17 protein-coding genes are annotated in these 24,095 nt (G+C 63.0%); 5 read left to right on the top strand and 12 right to left on the bottom strand.

The window, feature by feature from the left end; translation table 11 throughout:
• Window positions 1-14: 14 nt before the first annotated feature.
• The 10 genes from EKO19_RS14035 to EKO19_RS13990 all read right to left on the bottom strand — a co-directional run bounded on the left by EKO19_RS14035 (window position 15) and on the right by EKO19_RS13990 (window position 15,769).
• The gene (locus EKO19_RS14035; protein WP_129777007.1) at window positions 15-2,711 is read right to left on the bottom strand and encodes a TonB-dependent receptor; all 2,697 of its coding nucleotides are present in this window, start codon (window positions 2,709-2,711) and stop codon (window positions 15-17) included.
• Between the two features lie 176 nt (window positions 2,712-2,887).
• The gene (locus EKO19_RS14030) at window positions 2,888-5,158 is read right to left on the bottom strand and encodes an alpha-amylase family glycosyl hydrolase (protein WP_129777006.1); all 2,271 of its coding nucleotides are present in this window, start codon (window positions 5,156-5,158) and stop codon (window positions 2,888-2,890) included.
• A 162-nt stretch (window positions 5,159-5,320) separates the two neighbouring features.
• Window positions 5,321-7,360 carry a glycoside hydrolase family 97 protein gene (locus EKO19_RS14025; RefSeq protein ID WP_129777005.1) on the bottom strand — a complete coding sequence of 680 codons (2,040 nt, stop codon included), beginning with the start codon at window positions 7,358-7,360 and terminating at the stop codon, window positions 5,321-5,323.
• A 65-nt stretch (window positions 7,361-7,425) separates the two neighbouring features.
• Window positions 7,426-9,039, bottom strand: coding sequence for an alpha-glucosidase (locus tag EKO19_RS14020; RefSeq protein WP_129777004.1), 1,614 nt, complete (start codon window positions 9,037-9,039; stop codon window positions 7,426-7,428).
• Window positions 9,040-9,274: 235 nt separating this feature from the next.
• Entirely contained in the window at window positions 9,275-9,640 is a 366-nt protein-coding gene (locus tag EKO19_RS14015; protein ID WP_129777003.1) for a PRC-barrel domain-containing protein, read from the bottom strand.
• A gap of 243 nt (window positions 9,641-9,883) precedes the next feature.
• Window positions 9,884-11,086, bottom strand: a complete 1,203-nt coding sequence (gene rocD, locus EKO19_RS14010) for an ornithine--oxo-acid transaminase (RefSeq protein WP_129777002.1) — start codon at window positions 11,084-11,086, stop codon at window positions 9,884-9,886.
• Between the two features lie 18 nt (window positions 11,087-11,104).
• The gene (locus EKO19_RS14005; RefSeq protein ID WP_129777001.1) at window positions 11,105-11,986 is read right to left on the bottom strand and encodes a branched-chain amino acid ABC transporter permease; all 882 of its coding nucleotides are present in this window, start codon (window positions 11,984-11,986) and stop codon (window positions 11,105-11,107) included.
• Between the two features lies 1 nt (window position 11,987).
• Window positions 11,988-12,695, bottom strand: coding sequence for an ABC transporter ATP-binding protein (locus EKO19_RS14000; RefSeq protein WP_129777000.1), 708 nt, complete (start codon window positions 12,693-12,695; stop codon window positions 11,988-11,990).
• 2 nt (window positions 12,696-12,697) lie between these two features.
• Window positions 12,698-13,849 carry an ABC transporter substrate-binding protein gene (locus tag EKO19_RS13995; RefSeq protein ID WP_129776999.1) on the bottom strand — a complete coding sequence of 384 codons (1,152 nt, stop codon included), beginning with the start codon at window positions 13,847-13,849 and terminating at the stop codon, window positions 12,698-12,700.
• Window positions 13,850-13,993: 144 nt separating this feature from the next.
• Window positions 13,994-15,769, bottom strand: coding sequence for a branched-chain amino acid ABC transporter ATP-binding protein/permease (locus EKO19_RS13990; protein ID WP_217705326.1), 1,776 nt, complete (start codon window positions 15,767-15,769; stop codon window positions 13,994-13,996).
• Window positions 15,770-15,956: 187 nt separating this feature from the next.
• Here EKO19_RS13990 and EKO19_RS13985 point away from each other — a divergent pair, with 187 nt between their 5' ends.
• The 4 genes from EKO19_RS13985 to EKO19_RS13970 are packed head-to-tail and all read left to right on the top strand — an operon-like array spanning window position 15,957 to window position 19,598.
• Window positions 15,957-16,877, top strand: a complete 921-nt coding sequence (locus tag EKO19_RS13985) for a MurR/RpiR family transcriptional regulator (RefSeq protein ID WP_217705325.1) — start codon at window positions 15,957-15,959, stop codon at window positions 16,875-16,877.
• Window positions 16,877-17,515 (top strand): cysteine hydrolase family protein, encoded by a 639-nt coding sequence (locus EKO19_RS13980; RefSeq protein ID WP_129776998.1) that lies wholly within the window; start codon window positions 16,877-16,879, stop codon window positions 17,513-17,515. The genes EKO19_RS13985 and EKO19_RS13980 overlap by 1 nt, the downstream gene beginning before the upstream one ends.
• Window positions 17,512-18,843 carry a type I glutamate--ammonia ligase gene (locus tag EKO19_RS13975; RefSeq protein WP_217705324.1) on the top strand — a complete coding sequence of 444 codons (1,332 nt, stop codon included), beginning with the start codon at window positions 17,512-17,514 and terminating at the stop codon, window positions 18,841-18,843. The genes EKO19_RS13980 and EKO19_RS13975 overlap by 4 nt, the downstream gene beginning before the upstream one ends.
• Window positions 18,843-19,598, top strand: coding sequence for an N-formylglutamate amidohydrolase (locus EKO19_RS13970; RefSeq protein ID WP_129776997.1), 756 nt, complete (start codon window positions 18,843-18,845; stop codon window positions 19,596-19,598). The genes EKO19_RS13975 and EKO19_RS13970 overlap by 1 nt, the downstream gene beginning before the upstream one ends.
• Window positions 19,599-19,689: 91 nt before the next feature.
• Here EKO19_RS13970 and EKO19_RS13965 read toward each other — a convergent pair whose 3' ends face one another.
• Both EKO19_RS13965 and EKO19_RS13960 read right to left on the bottom strand, forming a co-directional pair.
• Complete coding sequence (locus EKO19_RS13965; protein ID WP_129776996.1) at window positions 19,690-21,357, bottom strand: amidohydrolase; 1,668 nt, start codon at window positions 21,355-21,357, stop codon at window positions 19,690-19,692.
• A 17-nt stretch (window positions 21,358-21,374) separates the two neighbouring features.
• Complete coding sequence (locus EKO19_RS13960) at window positions 21,375-22,499, bottom strand: FAD-dependent oxidoreductase (protein WP_129776995.1); 1,125 nt, start codon at window positions 22,497-22,499, stop codon at window positions 21,375-21,377.
• Window positions 22,500-22,770: 271 nt separating this feature from the next.
• Here EKO19_RS13960 and EKO19_RS13955 point away from each other — a divergent pair, with 271 nt between their 5' ends.
• A complete protein-coding gene (locus EKO19_RS13955; protein ID WP_129776994.1) occupies window positions 22,771-24,093 on the top strand; it encodes an aspartate aminotransferase family protein in 1,323 nt (440 codons plus the stop codon).
• The last annotated feature ends 2 nt before the right edge of the window (window positions 24,094-24,095 follow it).

The raw sequence follows: 24,095 nt of genomic DNA, 5'->3' as shown, positions 1-24,095 counted from the left end.
GTGTCAGAAAGGCCTCAATACTTGTAGCTCGCGCCGAACAGATAACGACGACCGAAGATCTGGTGATCGATCACCTGCCGCGAATCGTTCAACTCGTGGGTGATGAACGGCTCGTCGGTGAGATTGGTCCCTTGCAACAGCAGCGTCAGGCCGCGGATGGTGCCTTCCTGGAACTCGTAGCTCATCTGCGCATCGATCAGCGTCTCGCCCTTCGCCATGCGCAGCAACCGCTCGGCCCCCACGCCTTGCACTTCGGCGATGAACGAGGAGCGATGACGTGCGCTCAGACGCGTCGAGAAGCCGGCACGCTCGAAATACACCGTCGCGTTGATCACGTCTTCCGACAGGCCGGGAATGGGCCGTTTCGGATTGGTGGGATCGGGCTGAATGTTGCTCTTGGTCAGCGAGTAGCTGGCCTGAAAGCCGAAGCCCTCCAGCGCAGCCCAGGCCATGCCAAACGGAATCGTCGCGGCGAGCTCGTAACCGTAGATCTCGCCACCGTCGCCGTTTTGCGGAGTGGTCACATAGCCCTGGCGCAGCACCGGCTCCGGTCCGCCGGTGACCGGGAACGTGCTGAAGTCATACACGGCTGCCTGCGTATAGATGTACGACTTCAAATCCTTGAAGTACAGCGAGCCGGACACGTAGCCCTCGCGGCCGAAGTACTTCTCGACGGACAGATCCACCGCGTCCGCGATCCAGGGCTTCAGCTTCGGATTGCCGCCTTCACCGCCCCACGGCGAGAACTCGATATTGCTGTTGCCGGCACGCGCGTTGTCGTACGTGAAACTGATCGACGCGCGCATTTCATCCATGCGCGGTCGCGCGAGCTGACGGGCCGCACCCAGGCGCAGAATCAGGTCGTCGGCCATGCGCAACGACAGGTTCAAGCTGGGCAGCGTCTCGGTGTAGCTTTGCGATGTATCGAGCGGGAAGGGTTGCGCCGGATCGCCGGACGCGCCGAAGCCGGAGGAATCCTGTTCGGTCCGCACGAACTGCACACCCAGGTTGCCCGTCAGCGCCGAGTTTCCCAGCAGCGAATCCAGACGAAGCATGGCGAAGCCGGTCAGCACGTCTTCGCCGACCGACCACTCGCGGCTGTAAACGGCGGCGTCGGCGGCGGGCACGAGGTTATAAATGCCGCTGTAGGCCAGCGCGATCGGGTCGTAGCTGACCATGCCCGGGATGCCGATGTAACCCAGACGCGTCGGTCGCAACTGCGAGCCCGACGGAATCGACACACTCAGATCGTGCTGAGGATCGCTGGCGTTGGCGACCAACCCGAGGAAATAACGGTCGGGGTTATAATCCTTGTCGCGCGTCGTGTAGTTGACGCCCACATCCACGGCCTTGAGCAAGCCGTTGTCCAGCTCGCGACTCGCGCTGATGCGCAGCGCCGTCAGCTCATCCTTGATGTTGGGGCTGTTGATGAAGCCGTCCTGGCCGCCGGCGATGGCATTGCCGCCCCACCCTTGCGGGCTGGTCAGAAAGATCTGATTCGCGTTGGCGTAGTCGAGGCCCGAGTTGAAGCGCACCACGCCTTCGCTGTTGATGTTATAGCTCAGCGTATCGGTGGCGCCGCTCGGCGGACGACCCGTGCCCGAATAGGTTTCCAGAATGATGTCGCGACGGTCGACCGTGGAATAATTCACATCGCCGGTGAACGCCCACTTATCCACGTCCAGCTTGGCGTTCCAGCCCACCGACCACAGATCGGCATCGCGGCGGTTGGCATCGTTACGAATCACCCCTTTGACGTTGCTGAACGTACCGCTGGTGGCCACGCCGTTGGTGACGGTGTAGCCCGGTTGCAGCGTCGCTCCGCCCCACAGCAGCGGCAGCTCGATACCGCGCAACAGCTGATCGTCCTTGAACTTGCTGTAATACACGTCGAGCACGGTGTTGAAATTTTCCGACGGCTGGAATTCGAGGGTCGCCATCACACCGGTGCGCTTCAACTCGGTGGAAACGACATACGGCTTCACGCCGCCCAGCCCGAGCACGCCGTCCACCGTGGGATAGCCCCACGTGTTGAACTTCTCGATCTGCGTCGGCGACATCATGTGCGCGATGCCGATGGCGATACCGACCTTGTCGTTCGCAAATTGATCGATGTACGTGCCGCTGGCCCGATAGCCGGTATCTTCGGAGCCCGCGTTGAGCTTGCCGAGCGACAGCGTTTCGCCACGCACGTTGCCTGCCAGCGTGCGCTTGCCATAGGCAAGCGGGCGGGTCGTGCGTAGATCGACGGTGCCCGACAAACCCTGGCCGATGAGACTGGCCTGCGGTGTCTTGTACACACTGACAGCGCTGAGCAATTCGGCCGGATACTGATCGTACTCGGCACTTCGATTGTCGCCGGTGGTGACCTGCTCGCGGCCGTTGAGCAGCGTGGTGGCAAAGTCCGGCGCGAGACCGCGAATACTGATGACCTGCGCGCGACCGTCGAGGCGCTGCGTGGTCAGGCCGGGCGCGCGGGCAAGGGACTCGGCGATGCTGTTGTCCGGCAGCTTGCCGATGTCCTCCGCCGAAATCGTTTCCATGATCTGATCCGACCCGCGTTTCTCCGCGATCGAATTCTGCAGGGCGCCGCGATAGCCGGTGACCACCACCTCATCGATGCTGTCCTCGGCGCTGGTCACGTTCTGCGCCTGGACCTGCGTGATTCCGCAGCTCGCCGCGAGCAATGCGTAGGCAACCTTTCTGCTCATCTGCTGATTCCCCCATTCCACGGGTCCGCGCTCGGACCTCAGTCATTGTTTTGAGATCGTAGGACTGCGACCGCGCGACCTACAACTCTATGCATACGTATTCATGAATTTGTCTTGCATCGAACGCGGCGACGGCAGCCTCGCGACCGCCGTCGCCGCGAGTAACAGCGACTATCTCAAGGCTGCCACGTATAAACCGTCGTATCCGAGGTGCCGGTCGAGCTCGATGACGAGGTGAAGCTGCGGTTGCTGCCGCCCTCCCAGGTCACCGTGCCGCCGTTCTTCTTGATGAACTTGAACTGCAACGCCGTGTTCTTCGGCACGCTCACTGGCAGGAACCACACAGGATAGTTCGGATTCATCATGGCCTCGGGCGCCGCGGCGGGATCCCAATTGCCCAGCTCCGGTACGTTGCCAACCACGTGCACGTTCTCGCCGGGCACCGTGCTGGCATTGACCTTGAAGATCACCTGCACCTGATCGTCCGAGAGCACGTCGTAGCGAAACGTGTTGCTGGTGTTGCCGCTCTTCACGACGGTGATGTTACGGATGCCCGGCGTCACGGCCGGCACCGTCGCCGTGATCTTGGTGTCGCTGTTGGAGACGACGGTCGCGTTGGTCGTGTCGAACTTCACGGTGATCGAGCCACCCAGCCCCGTGCCGTAGATGTAGACGGTGTTACCCGAGCGCCCCATCGTCGACACCACATCGCCGATGCGAGGAATGGTCGTGCCCAACGACGGGTTGTACGACCACACGCACACTTCGCCGCCCGACAGACCGAAGCTGGTGATCTTGTTCTGACCCGACACGTTGGTCACCGTGTTCGAGCCACAGAACAACAGTCCACCCAACTCGTCCGCGTAGGTGCCCGTCGGCAACGTCGTGTTCAACGCCGGCACCGTGGCCGACACGCTGGGTTGACGATTCACCGCGACGATGACCTGCTTGTCATAGAACTGACGCTTGTAGACCAGCACGTCGTTGGTGCTGTACAGGATCTCGGTGCCGCCATAGGCGAGCGCGTCGTTACTCTGGCGCAAGGCCGAGAGTGTGCCGATGACCTGATACGCCGTCGTCGATGTGTTGAACGCCGTCTCGGTCTGCATGAACACCCGGCCGGCGATGTCGCTGCCATCCGCGGACGTGAGGTACTGCTCCGTGCCGTAGTAGATGTTCGGCGTACCGCGAGACGTCATCAGCGTCGCGATGGCCGCGTGATACGGCTTGTCGTTCGGTTGGATGTAACGAAAGCGCGTCACGTCGTGGTTGTCGAGGAACGTGACCGCCTGGTTCTCGTAGATGTAGTCGGTGCTGGTCGTCGTCATCATCGAGCCGAACTGCGCCATGGTCTCGGAGAAACTGCCGAACGCATTGGTGGCCGCCCGGTAGTACTCGAAATCCAGGTTGTTGACGCCGGTGCGGTCCGGGAAGGTGCGATATTCGTCGTACTTCGGATCGGGCCGGCCGATGAAGAACTCACCGAAATGGCTCAGCGGACCGCCGGTGTCGGTATCGATCGCGTCCTTGAAGCCTTTGACGAAGGCCGGATTCATGTGCAGCGTGGCGTCGTGACGCATGCCATCGATGCCCTTGGACTTCCAGAACTTCGCGGCCTGCTCCAGATGCGCCACCACCTGCGCGTTCTCCTGCGAGAAGTCCGCGAGCGAGCCGAGCTCCTTGTGACGGAAGCCGAAGCGCGACGAATCGGCGCCACGATCGCCGAGGCCATGAAACCAGCCATTCACGTCGTTATGCGGATTGGCGAGCAGATTCTCGAGATTGCCGTCCGAGTTCCAGTCGAGCGGATTGCCATTGGCGTCGAACACATAGTTGCCGCTGCCGTTCTTGTCCGGCTCGTACAACCGGCCATCCTCGGCGGAGTTGCTGTTGGTGGGATTCACCCAGCGACTGGTGTGATTGCTGACGAAATCGATGATCAGCTTCATGCCCTGGGCATGCAACGCGTTCTTCAGGGCCTCGAAGTCCTGCATCAAGCCGAAATGTTTGTTGGTCGCGAAGTAGTTGCGAACATGGTAGCCGTGGAAGCTGGTCCATCGGTCGATGCCGCCGCCGGCCTGATAATCCAGGATCTCGGTATCGCGGTTCTCGTAAGGCGCGGAGATCCAGACCGCGGTGACGCCCATGCCCTGCAGGTACGGAATCTTGTCGATGATGCCCTGCCAGTCGCCGCCCTGATACAACTTCAGGTCGTCGCCGTTGCCATGTCCATCCAGGTCGGGATCGTCGAACAGCGTACTGTCGAAGCCCGCCGGTGTGTTGTTGGCGGTGTTGCCGTCGGCGAAGCGGTCGGTGATGACCTGATAGACGACGTCCTTCGGCGTGATGGGCGTGGCCGCCTGCAGCGGCGCGACTGAGAACCAGGCAAGAGAAACGGCGGTGGCGCCCAGCCACGACATCCGTCGATGCACGAGTGAACTGATCATGAAATATTCCCTCATTGCTGCTGCTGAAGAGCGCAGGCCGCGATCACGCTCATGCGATCGCGTATCCCCCTGCTGATGATCGGCGCGTCAGATCCTATGACCGCGTCAGCTGCAGCCACAATCCTTTGCATACGTATTCATAAAATGTTGCCGAGGCAACGATCAGCGTTTGGCGGCAACGAATCGGATTGCTTGTCCGCCGCCGGACGCGAGTCGCAGCATCATCTTCTCGCCGCGCCTCACCGGGCGCTTCTCGATGGCAATGGAGAAAGGCGCGCGTTGCCAGTCCGCGTCGTTGCCATCGCGATAGATCTGCGCGGTGTAACTCCGATCCTGATCGAGAAAGTCCAGCGTTACCTCCACCAGCCGCGCATGCTCATCGGTGACGGCGCCGAGATACCAGTCATTGCTGTTTCGATCCTTGCGCGCGATGGCCACGTAATCGCCGACCTCACCATCCAGCACCTGCGTGTCGCTCCAGTCCGTCGGGACGTCCTTGATGAATTGGAACGCGTCCAGGTGCTTTTCATAGTTTTCGGGCAGATCGGCGGCCATCTGAATCGGACTGTAGAGCACCACGTAGTTCGCGAGCTGCCTGGCAATGGTCGATTGAATGCGTTGGCCATTCTTGCCGACCAGGCTCAGCACGCCCGGCGTGAAATCCATGGGCCCCGCCAGCATGCGGGTGAACACCAGATTCGGCTCATGCTCGGGGGGATTCGGCGGATCGCCCCACGCGTTGTACTCCATGCCACGCGCACCCTCGCGGGCGACCCAGTTCGGATACGTGCGACGCAGGCCAGTGTCCTTGATGGGCTCGTGCGGATTCACCGCGATGTGACGCTTCGCAGCCTCGGTCACTACTTTCAGATGATGACGCGACATCACCTGTCCGTCGTGCCATTCGAAGCGCGGCTTACCGTCGGGACCGATGGCTTGAATGCCGCCAGCGTCGGCGACGTAACCGGTCTTCACGCTATCGACGCCGAGGCGTGCATACAGATCCAGCGCTGCGCCGAGTTGCCGCTCGTAGTTTGCGATGTTGCCGGACGTTTCATGATGACCGATCAAACGCACGCCCTTCGACCTGGCGTATCGGGTCACCGCCTCCAGATCGAAATCCGGATACGACTCGGTGAAGCTGAAGTCGGCACCGTTGGCGAACCAGTCGCCGTCCCAGCCTTTGTTCCAGCCTTCGACCAGCACGCCACGGAAGCCGTGCCTGGCGGCGAAGTCGATGTAGCGCTTCGTGTTCGCCGTAGTCGCGCCGTGATGCGGGCCCGACGCCCAGGTTTCCGTGCCCAGGTGCATGCCCCACCACACGCCAACGTACTTGAACGGGTGAACCCACGACACATCGCCGAGCTGGTTCGGCTCGTTCAGATTCAGGATCAGATCCGACATCACCAGGCCGCCGGCGCTATCGGCAATCTGCATCGTTCGCCAGGGCGTGTTGAACGGCGCGGTCCGCGACACTCTCGCCACCGATGACGACGGCGACAGCGTGCTCTTCAACCGCTGCCCCGTGACCCGTCGCAGCCACATCGAGGAGTAGTCGACCAGCGCTGCTTCATGAAACGCGATATGAAGCCCGCTGTCGGTGCGCACCGTGATTGGCGTATGCGCCTGACCGACCTGATCGAGCGCAGTCTTGTTATACAGATATTCGTAACGATTCCATTCACCCGCGGGAATCCACCACGCCATCGCATGTTCCGCGACCGCGAACTCCGTCAGCTCGTCGCCGATGTTGACCGTGGTGAGCGCCGGCTGCTGAGGAAATTCGTAGCGAAAGCCGAGCCCGTCGTCGTACACACGGAATACCACGTCGAGCTTGCGAGCCGGAGCAATCCTCTCCTGCAGCGTCACGCGCAGTTCGTTGTAGTGATTGCGGACATAACGACGCTCGCCCCAGGGCTGCTCCCACGTGTCGTCGTGGCTATCGGTCGATTGCGCGGCGAGCGTGAGATTCCGTTCGAACTTCGGCGCATCCGTGAACAAGAAGCCGAGCCGCGAGGCATCGATGACGGGGCGGCCGCGCCGGGTCACGCTGTACAGCGCGTGCCCCTCATTATCCAGCGAAACTTCGACTTTCAGCACGCCGCCCGGCGAGGCTTGCGATGCAACTGCGGCTGCGAATGCTGCCGGCGATACCACGACCAACAGCGCCATCAGTAGCGCGGTTGCGCATCTTCCCATCATCTTGCTTCCCCCATTCGAAGCGCACAGGCCAATGTCCGCGCTCGTGATCAACCATGCCGAGCTATTCAGAAGCGACCGAACACGACGCCGTGCCCGGGCAAGGTCAAACGATCATCGCGCAGCTCGCCGGCCAGAACGCCGACGCTTTCGATCTGCTCGGTGCCCGGAGGTAACTTCACGGCCGTCTGAATTGTTTCCGACGACAGGTTGAAGGCCGCGAACACGCGCGAATCGCCGTGGCTGCGTGTAAATGCCAGCAGCGGTTCCGGCACGTCGACGAACTCGATATCACCCCACCGCAGCGCCGGCAGGCGCCGACGCCATTGCAGAAAGGCGCGCGTCGCGCTCAGCACCGAGTGCCGGTCGGCAAGCTGCGCCTCGATGTTCAACGCCCGATGCTCCGTCGGAACTGGCAGCCACGGCCGTGCCGAACTGAAGCCGGCATGCTCACCGCCATTCCACGGCATCGGCGTACGACAGCCGTCGCGTCCTTTGAAATTCGGCCAGAACGCGATGCCATACGGATCGCGCAACGACTCGAACGGCACCACCGCCTCGCTCAATCCCAGCTCCTCACCCTGATACAAACAAACGGAGCCGCGCAGCGAGCACAACAACGCTATCAGCTGGTTGGCGAGATGTTTCGAGGGCTGCTCGCCGCCCCACCGGGTCACGACCCGTCGCACGTCGTGATTCGAGAAGGCCCAGCACGGCCAGCCCTCGGTCAGCTTGGCTTCGAACCCTTCGACCACCGTACGAATGTGTCGCGCCGAATATTCCTCGGACAGCAGTTCGAAACTGTAGCCCATGTGCAGGCGGTCGCCAGTCGTGTATTCCGCCGTGGTCGCGATCGAATCCTCGGAAGAAATTTCCGCCAGGGTCGCCGCATGCGGATATTCATCCAGCAGCGCGCGCAGCTCGGACAGAAACTGCAGGTTCTCGGGCTGTGTGTTGTCGTAGCGGTGATATTGATAAGCGTACGGATTCTCCGGGCTGAAGCCGCGCGTGGTCCGCCCATCCGCGGGCTTCGGCGGGTTGTCACGCAGCGCGCGGTCGTGGAAACAAAAATTGATGGCGTCGAGCCGCAGGCCGTCGACCCCTTTGTCCAGCCAGAAGCGCACGTTCTCCAGCACCGCACGGCGCAGCTCGGGCTGATGGAAATTCAGGTCCGGCTGCGACGACAGAAAGTTGTGCAGATAGTACTGGCGACGGCGCGGCTCCCAGCGCCACGCGACCCCGCCGAAAATCGACAGCCAATTGTTGGGCGGCGTGCCGTCCGGCTTCGGATCGGCCCACACATACCAATCGGCCTTGGGATTGTCCCGGCTCTGCCGGCTCTCACGAAACCACTCGTGCTCGATCGAGGTGTGACTGAGCACCTGATCGATCATCACTTTCAGGCCCAGCTGATGCGCCCGGGCCAGCAAACGATCGAAGTCGGCCATGGTGCCGAACAAGGGATCGACGGCGCGATAGTCCGCGACGTCATAGCCAAAATCCGCCATGGGGGAACGAAAGAACGGCGCGATCCAGATGGCGTCGACGCCGAGCTCGGCCACATATTCCAACCGCTGCACGATGCCTGGCAGGTCCCCCACCCCGTCGCCGTCGCTGTCAACGAAGCTGCGCGGGTAGATCTCGTAGATCACCGCGCCACGCCACCACGGCGGTACTGACATCGTCTCGCATCCCCCGTTACCCGGACGCGCAAAGATTACCCGCAGGCCCTGCCCGATCTCGACAGGCTGCATACGTATTCATATCCCAAAATAAACCGAGCGACCCACCGCAGTCGGGGGTCGCTCGCGTATCTGGCGACTCGCGTATCTGGCGATTCGCTATCCATCGCCAGCCTCAAACCTTCGGACTCCTATCCTATTCTGACCTTACGGTCGCCACCCGAATGGGAGCAAACTATTCCCAGTAGCGGGGTGAACGGTAGTAGTCGAAGGCTCGATCCCGATAGGCCAGGCCGTCGTCCCTGGTCAACTCCGCGATGGAGTCCGCCGGCGCGGCCTGCAATTGTTCCTTGGTGATATTCACCACGTAACCGCTCTCGTCCTCTTCGTACTTCAGCATGTTCCACGGAATGGGGTGATACTTTTCATTCATGCCGAGCAGGCCGCCGAAGCTGACCGCCGCGAACATGATGTTGTTCGAAGTCTTGTCCAGCACCACGTCCTCGATCTCACCGATCTTCTTGCCGGAGGGATCTTTGACCGTGGTCCCGATGACCTTCTTGGCCCGAATCGCTTTGGTGTGTCCGCTCGCAGTCGGCATGGCTCGCTCCTGTGTTCGTCGATGAATTTGCCTTTGGCAATTCAATGACTGGAGCGTCGCGGAGTTCCTGCGAAGTATCTGGCGTGGCGTCGGCACCAAGCCGACGGATAACTTACACGCCATGCCCGCTAGATAGCTGAGCCACCAGTCGCAACGCTGGGGGCCTGCATCAGCCATATTCCCTGCGGCGCCCACTTTGGTGAGCGTCAGTGCCCCGCGCAAGACATTGCGCGGCGCGTATCGTTATTTGAAGACGTCCATCAGCTGTTGGCAGGCGAAGTCGATCTCGGCCCGCTGGATCACCAGCGGCGGCGCGAGTCGCATCGTGTTGACGTGCGTATCCTTGGCGAGCAGACCTTTGTCGCGCAGCCGCTCGCAATATTTGTAAGCACCGCCCGCCTGCGGATGCAGCTCGATGGCGATCATCAAACCGCGACCGCGCACTTCACGAATCAGATCGCTCTTGATGGCCCGCAGCTGACTCATGAAATACTCGCCCTGCACGCGCGCGTTCTCGATCATGCCTTCCTCGACGAGCACGCGTAGCGCCGCGCGAGCAATGGCGCTCGCCAGCGGATTGCCGCCGAACGTGCTGCCATGGGTGCCCGGCTGCAATACCTCGAGCACGTCGTTGTTCGCGAGCACCGCGGAGATCGGATAGAAACCGCCCGACAACGCCTTGCCCAGCAAGGTCAGATCCGACTTGACGCCTTCATGCTCCTGCGCGAGCAGCTTGCCGGTGCGACCGAGCCCGGTCTGAATCTCATCGAGCACCAGCACGATGTTCTTCTGCGTGCACAGCTCGCGCACGCGTTTGAAGTAACCGGCAGGCGGCATCAACACGCCAGCTTCACCCTGAATGGGCTCCACCAGGAACCCGACCGTGTTGTCGTCGATCGCGGCGGCCAGCGCATCGAAGTCGCCGAACGGCACGGTCTTGAAGCCACCGGCGAACGGACCGTAATTGTTTTGCGCCAGCGGATCGGTGCTGAAGCCGACGATGCCGAGCGTACGACCGTGGAAATTATTGGAACAGGTGACGATGTTCGCCTGATTCGGCGCCACGCCCTTCACTTCGTAGCCCCACTTGCGAGTCACCTTGAGCGCCGACTCCACCGCCTCCGCGCCGCTGTTCATCGGCAGGATCATTTTCGCGCCGGTGAGCTTTTCCAGATCCTGATACAGCAGCGGCAACTGATCGTTGCGGAACGCGCGCGAGGTGAGCGTGAGGCGCTGAGCCTGCTCGGTCATCGCCGCCAGAATCTTCGGATGACAATGACCTTGATTGAGCGCCGAGTACGCCGACAAACAATCGAGGTAGCGTTTGCCCTCGGTGTCCCACACCCAGACACCCTCGCCACGGGTGAGCGTGACATCGAGCGGCTTGTAGTTGCGAGCCCCGAGGCGAGCCTCGATGGCGTACAGATCACTGGCGGATAGAGTCATGAAAAACACCGAAACGCATCAGCCACGGCGCACGGTGGCCGCGGGAATGACGCCCTGAGGACGAAATAGCAAAATCAGAATGACGCCGCTTAACACGAAGGCATCACGATACGGCACAACGGACGGCGGCAATACCGCGTCCAGGCCAATCTCAATCGCGCCCAGCAACAGCCCGCCGACGACCGCGCCAGGCAGACTGCCCAAGCCGCCGACCACCGTTGCGATGAAGGCTTTTACGACGGGCACCGCGCCCATCAACGGATCGACCGACGCGCGCTGCGCGACCCACAACAGTGCAGCGATACCCGCGAGCACACCGGACAGTGCAAACGCCGTTGCAATCACGCGGCCGGCCGCGATGCCCATCAGGCGCACGACCGGAAAATCTTCCGCCGCCGCGCGCATGGCCGTGCCGGTGACGGTTCGACGCAGAAACAGCTCCAGCCCGACCAGCGCGACCACCGATATCACGATGGAAATCGTCGGCCCGACACCGATGGCGACATTGCCCACCTGATACGAACCCGTCATCCACTGCGGCATGGCCAGCGGCTGCGGCCGGGCGGACAAGCCATTCTGGAATATCACTTTCAACAGCGCGCTGACGGCGAAACTGGTCAGCAGCAGGCTCGTGACACTGGCACCGCGCATCGGACGAAACGCGATCCGCTCCATCGCCATGGCCGCCACCGCCGTCGTCGCGATGGCGAGCAGCACCGCGGCCGGGAATGGCACCCCAAACAACAGTGCGCCGAGCGTCGTGTAACCCGCGATCGTCATCAGCTCGCCGTGTGCGAAGTTGATGAGCCCGACGATCGAGAACACGATGGCGAGACCCAGCGCCAGCAGCGCGTAGATGCCGCCGAGACTGATCGCATTGACTACATGCTGAAGCAACATGTCAGTGCACTCCGAGGTAGGCCTGACGCACGAGATCCGACGACGCCAGTTCCTCGGCGCTACCACTCAACGCGATGCTACCGCCGCGGAGCACGCTGGCTCGATCGGCGATTTCCAGTGCGAGCCCGACGTTCTGCTCCACCAGCAGAATGGACAGCCCCGCCTTGCGAAGCGCGACGATCAGATCGAACACCTTATCGACCATCTGCGGCGCGAGCCCGAGCGACGGCTCATCCAGCAGCAGCAGCTTCGGCCGGGACATCAGCGAACGCCCGATGGCGAGCATCTGCTGCTCGCCGCCGGACATGTTTCCTGCCTTCTGCGTCATGCGACTGCGCAGGACCGGAAACAACTCGAGCAGCTCTTCCTGCCGTCGCACGCGTTCGGCGCGACCCGCGTGAGCGGCGCCACCGAGCATCAGGTTCTCCGCGACAGTGAGCTGGCCGAACACGCGCCGGCCTTCAGGGGTCAGCGCCATGCCATTGCGGGAAATCTTGTCCGGAGCCCAGCCAGTGACATCGGTGCCCAGGAAGGAAATCTTGCCCGCCACCGTTGGCAACAAGCCGCACAGCGCGTTCAACGTCGTGCTCTTGCCGGCGCCGTTCGCGCCGATGAGCGCAACCACTTCGCGCTCGCCCACGTTCAGATCGACGCCATGAATGGCTTCGATCTCGCCGTATCGAACCTTGATGCCTTCTGCGTGCAGCATGATCAGAGCGGAGCCGGAATTTCCGACGCAGCCGGCGTGACCGACTGCAAACATTGGGCTTTGCCGCCTTCATAGCGCAGCAGGGCCACCGATCGAACCGGAATGCGCTGAGTGCCGCGATAAGTGATCGTGCCCGTGACCGCCTCGAAGTTCTCGAGATTGTCGAGCGCGTCGCGAATCGCCGGGCCACTCATCGACGTCGCCGATTTCACGGCGGCGTCCAGCAACAGGCCGATCTCATAGCCATTCACTTCATAGGCGGAGCTCGGCAGGTGACCCGTCACTTTATTGAACTGCTGGTTGAATGCTTCCAGCTTGCTGCCCGGCGTCGCGCAGCCTGCGGACGTGAACACGACACCGTTCGCGAGCTCGCCCAGTCCCGCGATCGTCGGCGTGCCGAGCGCGTCAGCTCCAAACACCGGCGTGGTGACACCTGCCGCACGCAGCTGACGCACGAACGCGGGAAAGTCGGGCTCGTAGGCAGCCGTCATGATCAGATCGGGCTGCTCCTTCAAGTTACGAATGGTCGTGACCGCGACCGAGAAATCCGGCTGATTCATCGAGAAGCTGCCCTTCCCGACGACCGTGCCGCCCAGGTTGGTGAACACTTTGCCGAAGTACTCCGGCAGCCCGGAGGTGTAGGTCGTGTCCGGCGACACGAGCAGATAAACCTTTCGCAGCCCCGTCTCATAGGCGTGTTTCGCCAGCGCCGCGGCCTGCAGATTGTCGGTGGGATACGTCGTGAACATCATGTCGCCGACCGCGCCCGGCAGAATCGGCGATGAGCCGCAGAACGTCAGCGTCGGCACGCCGGCCGGCTGTGTGACCTGACCCGCGACGATGGAGGGATCGGCATCGCACGGCGTGATCATGATCTTCGCGCCCTCATCCACCAGTTCCTGAGCGGCGGCGGCGGTCGTCGCGGTATCCGATCGCGTGTCACGCACCAGCAGCTTCACCGGATGCTTGCCACCGAGTCCGCCACGAGCATTGATCTCATCGATGGACATGCGGAAGCCGGCAAGCGACGGCTGATCGTAAGAAGCGAGCACACCGGTCTGCGCGGTGACCACACCGATGACGATGGTCGAATCGTCGTGCTTGGACCCGCAACCGCCGAGGGCGAGCGCAATGGCCCCCGCAACGACGGACATTCTCCGCACCGATTTACCCATGCGTCAGTTCCCCAAGACGACAAACGCCACCAAACATCTCGCGCTCCTCACTATCAGGACCCCGCTCATCACAGGTCCCGCTCATTGAACCTTCGCGGCCAGGGGGCCGAGACGCCGGCCCGCTCAATTGGACTCCGTGACCACGGCCCCAAGACTCGGCGTGCTCGTGGCGAGCGACTTCGCGGCCACGCGGCTGCCGAGATAAGCGGCGATGACCGCCGGATGACTCTGCACCTCCGCGGGCGTGCCATCGGCAATCAGCCGCCCCTGATCCAGTACCAGGATGCGCTCGCACAGCTGCATCACGAACATCAGGTCATGCTCGACGAGCACGATGCCGATGCCCCGCTCCTTTCGAACGGCCGCGAGCAGCGTCATCAACTCGCGCGTCTCCGCCGGATTCAGGCCTGCCGCCGGCTCGTCCAATAATAGAAATGTCGGCTCACAAGCCAGCGCGCGTGCGATCTCGACGCGCCGACGCATGCCGTAAGCGAGGCTGCCGGCCAACGCATCCGCCTGCTCGAGCAACCCCACCCGAGCGAGCTCGCGTCGAGCTGCTTCTTCAGCCGCCGCGACATTCGAGTGCACGCCGCGCGCCGCCGACAGCACGTTCTCCAGGACGGTCATCCGCGTGAAGACGCGAATGTTTTGAAAGGTCCGGCCGAGGCCCGCACGCACGACCCGGTGCGCAGCCGTCTCGTGAACGGCGGTCTCGCCCAGATGAATTTTTCCTTCCGTCGGCGGCACGTGACCGGCGAGCATGCTGACCAGCGTGGTCTTGCCCGCGCCGTTCGGACCGATGATGCCGGTGATGCTGTCGGGCGCGATTTCGAAAGAAACATCGGACACAGCGACCAGCCCCGCGTACCGCTTGGTCACCGCCGCGACCCGCAGAACATCGGCGTTCGCCCGCTTCACTTCCGCGGGAACCACCGTCGCCGCGGGCTGCTTGCCGAGCCGGCGCAGAAGATTCAGTTCCAGCCCGCCACTCAATCCTTCCGGGCGACGCCAGATCACCAGGATCATTGCGATCGCCAGCGCACTCTGCGTCAGACCGAAGAACGACACCGCGCTTTCGACCTGACGCATGACCTCGATCAATACCGTGGTTGCGAGCAAGCCCGCCAGCGCGCCGAGCGAAGAGCCCATGCCGCCGACGATCAAGGTCACGAGCAGCGTGAACGCCAGATCGAAATAGAACGTATGCGGCGTGAACGCGCCCAACACCTGCGCGAGCAATCCACCCGCCACCGCCGCGAGCGTCGCGCTCAGCACCCAAGGGAAGAAAAAGGCCGCGCGCGGATTGATGCCAACTGCAATGGCACCGGCCTCGTCATCCGCCGCGGCTCTCGCAGCCAGGCCCCAGGACGTCTCACGAAACGTCCGGGTGATCACCAAGGTGAGCATTGCGAACAGCGCCGTGACCCACAGCCCCGCGTCGCGAGGCACGCCGTAAAAAGGCTGGCTGCCGCGCGTGATCTCGCGGGCCGCGGCCAGCAAGGTATAAACAATGATCAGGAATGCGAGCGTGGCGATGGCGGCCGCCGAGCCCGACAGCCTCAACAGAGTCGCGCCGCTGATCACACCGGCAACCGCGCCGACGATCGCCGCGATGATCAGTGCATTCCAGGTCGACAATTCCAGACCGGCGAGGAACGACGGCAGCTGCGGCAACGCGTTGTGCTGAAGCTGCGCATTCAAAGTGAGAATGCCCACCGTGTAGGCGCCGATGGCCATGAACGCGGCGTGACCGAAAGAAACAATGCGAGAGTTGCCGGAGAACAGCTGCAGCGCCAGCACCGCGGATAACATGACGGCGGCATGCGCCACCACCCGCTGCATCGAGGTGCTGCCAAACAGCGCCGCGGCCACCGCGATCAGCAGCACTGCGGCTGCCATGGCGACCGAATCGGCCAACGCACTGCGCATTCCGGAAGACAAGTGATGCCCCATTTCGGCCGGATGCCCGGCCGCCAACCCCGTGTTTACAGATTAGAGGGGGTCGCACCGTCGATGTCAATAATTCTTCAGAATTGCAAGTTACAGCATCATATGTAATTCTGCCGTCAGAAACGGAGTCCTCACTTTGAACGTCGCTGCCCCGATCCGGGATTTGCTCACTCAGCACGGTCTGGCACTGACGCCGGCCGAAGCCAAGATAGCCCAGGTGCTGCTGGGCGACTATCCGGTCGCCGGTCTCGGCACCGCCACCGCATTGGCGCGGCGTGCCGGGGTCAGCGATCCGAGCGTGATCCGCATGGTCACCAAGCTGGGCTTCGACGGCTTCGCCGCCTTCCAGAAGCGCCTGCTCGAAGAAGTCGAGGCCGGGTTGCGCTCGCCCTTGATGATGATGGAAGCGAAGCGTCCGACCCGTGCCGCCGCCACCAGCGGTCGCAGTGTCGAGGAAACATATATTCGCTCGGCTGCCACCACCGTCGAATCCGCCGCCGCGATGACGCTGCCGCAGACCTATGGCAAAGCCGTGCAGCTGATCATGGAAGCCAAGGGCCGCGTCCTGCTGCTGGGTGGCCGCTTCAGCCGGCACATCGCCGGCATGCTGGCGGGCTACCTCGCTCAATTCCGCCCGGGCGTGATCGAAGTGCCGTCGCTGTCGGCCGAAAGCTTCGACCTGCTGCTCGACGCCGGCCCGCGCGACACCCTGGTCGTGTTCGATCACCGCCGTTATCAAACGGACGTGATTCGTTTCGCCGAGCAGGCCGCCGAGCGCGGCGCTCAGATCGTTCTGTTCACGGACGTGTGGCGCTCGCCGGCCGCCGAGCACGCGAAAGTCGTGATCGTCGGCCCGATGGAAGCCGACTCTCCTTATGACACGCTCGCGCCGGCGGTGGCCCAGATGGAAGCACTGGTCGCCCGCATCGTCGCCGAGCAACCCGACAACAACGGCACGCGCATGGAAGAGCTGGAGCGGATTCGTTCCCGCAATATCGCGACCGTCGATGGCACCAAGGCGCCGGCCAAGCGGACCGCCGCCAAGAAGAAACGCTGATGACACAGTCCATTCCCAAGCGGGACGAGGCCTTCCGGCCCGGACAAACCGCGCTGCTGCTGATCGACCTGCAACGTGCCTGGCTCGAGCCGGGCGCCGATCCGGATCATCCGGGCTCGGCTGAAGATTATTTCTATCGCGAAGCCGCGCAGCGCGTGATTCCCAACAACGAGCGCCTGCTGCAAGCGGCGCGCGACAACGGCGTCGAAGTGATCCACACCATCATTCGCAGCCTGACGCGCGACGGCCGGGATCGTGGCCTCGATCACAAGATGACGCCCATTCATCTGGGCCCGGACGATCCGCTGGCGCTGCCCGTGCCGTCGCTGATGCCGGTGAACGATGAGATCCTGTTGCCGAAAACGTCCTCGGGCGTTTTCAACTCCACCAACATTCATTACCTGCTGCGCAACCTGGGCGTTCGCAATCTGATCGTATCCGGCATCATGACCGACCAGTGCGTCGACATGGCGGTACGCGACGGTGCGGATCTCGGCTACATGATCACGTGCGTCCATGACGCATGCGGTGCCAAGACACAACAGCGGCACGAGACGGCGCTGCAGGCGTTTGGCGGATACTGCTGGACTGCGGATACGACTACGGTCGCGGCTCGCTTCGCCGCGCTTCGCTCATGAGCAACATCACTGCCGGCCTCGAGCCACTCGTTGGCGTCACCACCACCGACCTCGCCGCGATCACGCGCGGCCGCTTCGTCGCCGCCAAGAACCTGGAGCGCATCTCCAGGCACGGCATCGGCTGGCTGCAAGCAAACATTTGCCTGACGCCGTTCAATTCCATCGCGAATCCCAATCCGTGGGGCGCACGGGGCGATCTGCGGGTGATCCCGGACCTGAAGGCCCGTTACCGCACGGAACATACCGGCCGGATCACTCCTTTCGACATCGTGTTTGGCAATATCGTCGGTCTGGACGGCTCGCCCTGGAACTGCTGCACGCGGACGCTGCTGAAAAATGCGCTGAATCGCCTGCGTGATGAGCACGGCATCAATCTGCTCGCGAGCTTCGAGCAGGAGTTCCAGCTATTTGGCGCCGCCCTGCCTCCCTCACATGCCTTGTCGTTCGCTGCCCTACGCAGCGCCGATGAATACACCTCGCGCCTGATGGCTGCGCTGGAACAAGCCGGCGTCGATCCCGAAGTCGTGATCTCCGAATTCGGCGCCGATCAATTCGAAGTGACCTGCGGCCCGAGCGATGGCATCACCGCGTCGGATCGCTGCGTGGTCATTCGCGAAATCGCTCGTGAGATTGCGCGCGCCAAGGGTTGGCATGCGAGCTTCGCACCGAAGACGTCACCGGACGGCGTTGGCAACGGCGTGCATCTTCACTTCAGCTTCCGCGACGTGAATGGCAAGCCGCTGACGTATGCAGCCGACGGTCCTGGCGGAATGTCACCGCAAGCCGCGGCGTTCTGCGCCGGCATCCTCAAACATTTGCCGGGCATCACCGCGCTCACGGCGCCGAGCCTGCCCTCGTACTACCGCTTGAAGCCGCACGCCTGGAGCTCCTCGTACACCTGGATCGCGAATCAGCATCGCGAGGCGACGCTGCGCATCTGTCCGGTCGTGTCGATCGGCGGTGCCGATCCGTCGCCGCAGTTCAACATCGAATATCGCGCGGCCGATGCGACCGCGAATCCTTATCTGGTGATGACGGCGGTCGTGCTCGCGGGCCTGGAAGGATTGAAGGCCAAGATGCCCAGCCCGCCACTGGTCGATGACGATCCGACCGAGATGACCGATCAGCAGCGTGCCGCGCTGGGGCTGGTGCGCCTACCCGAGAATTTGCCTGCCGCGCTGAAAGCGTTCGATGCCGACGCGGTCGTGCAAAGCTGGTTCGATCCGCTGTTCATCGAGTCATTCCACGGCGTGCGCAAGGCCGAGCTGGATACGCTCGCCAGCCTGTCGCCCTCGGAAGTGTGCGAACGCTACCGGACGTTGTATTGATGCTGGCGGAAGGTGGCGCGACCGATTGGCCTCACGCGGTCGAAGCTCTGAATGAGAACGGCCGCTCGCCGTTCGTGCTGATCTGCGAGCACGCGTCCAATCACATCCCCGCCGAGTACAACAAGCTCGGCCTGCAGGACAGCGATCTGGCGCGTCACATCGCCTGGGACATCGGCGCCGCTCATGTCACGCGCGCCCTGTCGAAGCGCCTCGACGCGCCCGCGTTCCTGGGCGGCTATTCCAGGCTGCTGATCGATCTGAACCGCCCGCTGCACGTCGCCGACAGTATTCCGCTGCGCTCCGAAGCGACGGACATTATCGGCAACCTGTCGCTGGACGATGAGGAACGAGAGCGGCGCCAGCGGCTCATGTTCAATCCCTTTCAGGACCGACTGCGCGCGCACCTCGAACAGCGCACCGCCGATGGCCGACGCAACGTGCTGGTCTCGGTCCACAGCTTCACACCGGTGTATCTGGGTCAGCAGCGCGCGTGGCATGCGGGCGTGCTATTCGACAAGGCGGCCAGCCTGGGTCAGGCCCTCATTGCGCAGCTGAGCCGCGATCCGCTGTTGAATGTCGGCGCGAATGTTCCTTATGGCGTGAGCGCCGATGCCGACTACGCGCTGGTCGTCCATGGCGACCAGCTGAACAATCCGGCCGTGCTCATCGAGATCCGCAACGATCTGATCTCGGATCCCGATGGCGTTGAGACCTGGACGCGCAAGCTCGAAGAGGCACTGCGCGGAGTTATTTGATACTCGGGATCGGGCATTACGCTGCAGGCGTGACTTTTGCCTCTCGCTCGCCGCCCTTGGCGGTGGGGTACATCCATGTACCCGGCTGTTATCAACGCGCGAGATACACCTCGCGCCCGCCGACGACGGTGCGCACCACCTTGACCTTGTCGATCTCGGCGGGCGGTACCGTGAACAGGTCTTTCGACAGGACCGCGAAATCCGCCAGCGCCCCCTGCTTCAGCACGCCGACTTTGCCTTCCTGAAAGCCCGCCCATGCATTCTCGGCGGTGTACGAGCGTAGCGCCTCGGCGACCGTGATCTTCTGCTGCGGCTGCCAGCCGTTCGGATTCGCGCCATCGATGGTGCGTCGGGTGACGGCGGCATAAATGCCGGTCAATGGATCGAGCGGAGCCACCGGCCAATCCGAACCGAACGTGAGATGCGCGCCTGAGTCGATCAGGGAACGAAATGCATACGTGCCCTTGAGCCGCTCGGCACCGATCCGCTTCTGCGCCCAGCGACCATCATCGATCGCGTGATACGGCTGCATGGACGCAACCACACCGAGCGGCCCGAAGCGCTTGATCGCCGCCGGCGTCAGATGCTGAGCATGCTCGATGCGGAAGCGCCAGTCCTTCTTCGGCCCGCCCTGCTCGATCTTTTCGAACACATCGAGCAGCCAGTCATTGGCGCGATCGCCGATCGCGTGCACGGCGACGTGCAGCCCCGCCTCATCCGACTCGACGATGGCGGCACGCAGCTTTTCCGGCTCGACCATGGTCAGACCGGTGGTGTTCGGCGCGTCGTCATACGGCTTGTGGAACCAGGCGGTGGTCGAGCCGAGCGAACCGTCGACGAACCCTTTCACGCCGCCCCAGCGCAGCCACTCGTCACCAGTGCCGTTCTTGTTCTTGTACCCGGCGGCCTGCTGCCGTTCGGCCATGGGCACGAACGAATAGATGCGCACGCGCAGCTGGTCGCTGGCCCGGGTGCGTCGATAGAGATCGAGCACACGAAAGTCTTCGATGCCGCCCATGTCGTGCACCTGAGTCACGCCGCGCGCGGCCGCATGCTCCATCGCGCGCGCCAGGCCTTGCGACAGCTCCTGATCCGACGGCGCCGGGATCACTTTGAAGACCAGGTTCAGCGCATTGTCTTTCAGCACGCCGGTGGGCCGGCCGCTCTTGTCACGAACGATGCTGCCGCCGGCCGGATCGGGCGTCTTCTCGTCAATGCCCGCGAGTTTCAGCACCAGGGAATTCGCCAGTGCCATGTGGCCGTCGAGGCGCGAGACGAATACCGGCGTGTTCGGCGTGTCCTTGTCGATCCAGTCGCGCGTCGGCAGCTCGCCATTCCACAACTCGTGATCCCAATTGCCGTCCTTGATCCACTGCCCCTTCGGCGTCTTGCTCGCGGCCTGAGCGATGCGTTTGGTGAATTCCGCGGGAGTCGCGGCGTCACGCAGATCGACCTGCGCCAGCGCGAGGCCGCCATTGATGAAATGCACGTGGTTGTCGATGAAGCCGGGCACCACGAACGCGCCCTTCAGATCGACCGCCTGGGTCGTTGCATCCGCGAGTTTGCGAACGTCGGCACTGCTCCCAACCGCAACGATGGTGCCGTCATCGATGGCAATCGCTTCGGCCTTGGGCTGCTGAGCATTGCCAGTCCACACATTCGCATTGAAATAAATGGCATCGGGCGCGGCCAACGCCGCCGCACTCACCGCCTGCAATACCACTGCCGCTAACGTAGTGCGGATAACTTTTCTTAGCATTTGAGACGCCCTCGCGATCACCCCTGGTACCCGTGAGCCGTCAGCGCGAAGCGCGCTTCGGGCTTCGACAGCTTACCTATCGCGAGCTCGCCGACATAGCGCCCCACCGCCGGGCCATGCTTGAACCCGTGGCCGGAACCGCCGCCGACGATCAGCACGTTCTCCCACCTCGGATGCTTGTCGATGATGAAGTCGCCGTTGTCGCTGTTCTCATACTGGCAAACACGCGACTCGGACAAGGGACGCTTGGCGATGCCCGGGAAACGCCGGGCGAGGTACGCACGGATCTGCTTCAAACCCTCGGCGGAAATGACGCGATCGTTGCTATCCGGATCGATGCGCGGACCATGCGCGTCGATCGCGAGCTTGAAGCCCCGCGTTTCCAGCGACGGAAAGCCATAGGGAATGCCCGGCTCGTCGGCATCCACCCAGGCTGGCATCTGCGGCGGATCGAATCGGGTATCGCCCGGGTCCGGGCCGAAGAAGAAGATCTCCTGTCGGGTCGGCACGATGCGCGTGCCAACAACGTCGGGGAACAACTTGGGCAGCCACGGACCGCAGGCAAACACGAACTGCCTGGCACGCACGGTTTCGCCACTCAGGCTGGTGATCGCATCGAGCACCGCCCCCGCCTTCGGCGGCTGAATGGCCAGCTGCTGATAGGTACCGCCCTCGTCGACAAAGTGTTTCACCAGCGTCTGTACGCCCCGCCGCGCCATGAGCGCGCCCATCGTCGGCTGCAACACGCCAAACGTGATTCCGTCCAGGCCGATCTGCGGATATCGCTTCAACAGCTCGGCGCGTTCGATCCGCTGCATGGGCGCGACCTGTCGCGCGACTTTGTTCGTGCCCACCACGGTCGCCGTCACCGGCACACGCCATTCCTTCGCCTGTTTGGACTTCGCATCCAGACCGAAGCGGCCCTGTCGCACCGACAGCGCGGTCTGGTCGCCCACGCATTTCGACGAAATCACATCGATCAGCGGCACGCCTTCCTGCACCGTGAAATCACGCGCGATATCCGAGACCGGGAAGGGCGAAGCGATTTCCAGCTCGCGCCACAGATCGTCGGTGACCGCATTGTCGTAAATAGCTGCAAAGCTCGGCGCAATAGTTCTCGTACAGCTCGGCGAGCTTGCCACCGGCGGCGAGTTCGCTGGCCACGCCCTCCGCCAGCGCCGGCCGCAGCTCTACTTTCAGGGACCCCTTAGCCATGGACTCTCCCGACACGCCATCCCCACGCCGGCTCATCTCGATGGTTGGGGTGCCGGCCCGGCCGATTTAAGAGCCGCCCCCGGGCTCTGTCAATAGTCCTTCAAAATTGAAATCCGATGGCCACTGTGTAATCTTGTTTACATGAACGCCGGACCCTGGCGTCTTCTGTAAGTCGATCGAATCCTCCGGAGAGCGCGCTTGAGTACAGCCGAATCCACGTCACTACGGGCGCGGGACGCGCGCGTCATCGCCAACATCGGACGGCTCAGATTTTCGCCGCTCGCGGTGGTTGGCGGCGCGGGTAACCGGCTGATCGAGGAAGGCGGCCGTCGGGTGCTGGACCTGTCCGCCTCGTGCGGCCCGGCCATTTTGGGTTACAGCCACGCGGGCCTCGCCAATGCGGTCGCGGATGCCTGCAAGAGCATGGCGGGCGCGAGCCTGCTGGCCTATCCGAACGAAAACGCCGTCGCGCTCGCCGAAGAACTGCTGCGGATCACGCCGGGCAGTGGCGAGCGACGCGTGTGGTTCGGCCATTCGGGCTCGGACGCGAACGATTGCGCCATGCGCGTGTTGCAGGCGGCGACCGGCCGCTCGCGATTCATTTCATTCATCGGCTCGTATCACGGCAACTTGTCCGGCTCGATGAGCATCAGCGGCCACACCGCGATGACGCATTCGCTGCCGCGTGCGGGCTTGTTGCTGCTGCCGTATCCCGATCCGTATCGGAATAACTTCACCGCCGAGGAAGTGCTGAAGCTGCTGGACTATCAGTTCGCGACCACGTGCCCTCCGCATCAGGTCGCGGCCGTGTTTCTCGAACCGCTGATGTCGGATGGTGGGTTGATCGTGCCGCCGCCAGGATTCCTGAAAGCGCTTCAGGATCGCTGCCGCAAGCACGGCATTCGCGTCGTCGTCGACGAAGTGAAGGTGGGTCTGGGCCGCACCGGCAGGATTCATTGCTTCGAGCACGAAGGCCTCGAGCCCGACGTCGTCGTGTTCGGCAAGGCGCTGGGCGGCGGCTTGCCGCTGTCGGCCGTCGTCGGACCGCAAGAAATCATGGATCACGCACCGGCCTTCGCTTTACAAACGACCGCGGGCAATCCGGTCGCCACCGCCGCGGGACGCGTCGTTCTGCGTGCACTCAAAGAAGAAGGCCTGGCCGCGAATGCCGAGCGCGTCGGCAATGCCTTCATGCAAGGACTGCGAGCGTTGGGTAAAGATCACAGCGTCATCGGCAACGTACGTGGTCGTGGCCTCGCGGTGGGCGTCGAGCTCATCGACAGCAACACCGGCGAGCCCGTGCCGGTCGTCACTACCGCAAAGATCATCTATCGCGCGTATCAGCTCGGCGCCGCCTTCGTCTATGTGGGCCTGCGCGGCAACGTGCTCGAATTCACCCCGCCGCTGACGCTGACCGAAGCTGAAGTCGGTGAAGCGCTGGGAATCATCGACCAGGCATTGCGCGATGTCATCGCCGGTCGCGTGTCCGATGCGGAAGTCGCTCCTTTCATGATGTGGTGATC

It is taken from the genome of Peristeroidobacter soli (genome assembly GCF_004138485.1).
In the GTDB taxonomy this organism is placed as follows: domain Bacteria; phylum Pseudomonadota; class Gammaproteobacteria; order Steroidobacterales; family Steroidobacteraceae; genus Steroidobacter; species Steroidobacter soli.
The sequence above is the reverse complement of the archived record's forward strand: the minus strand, read 5'-3'. Positions and strand labels throughout refer to the sequence as shown.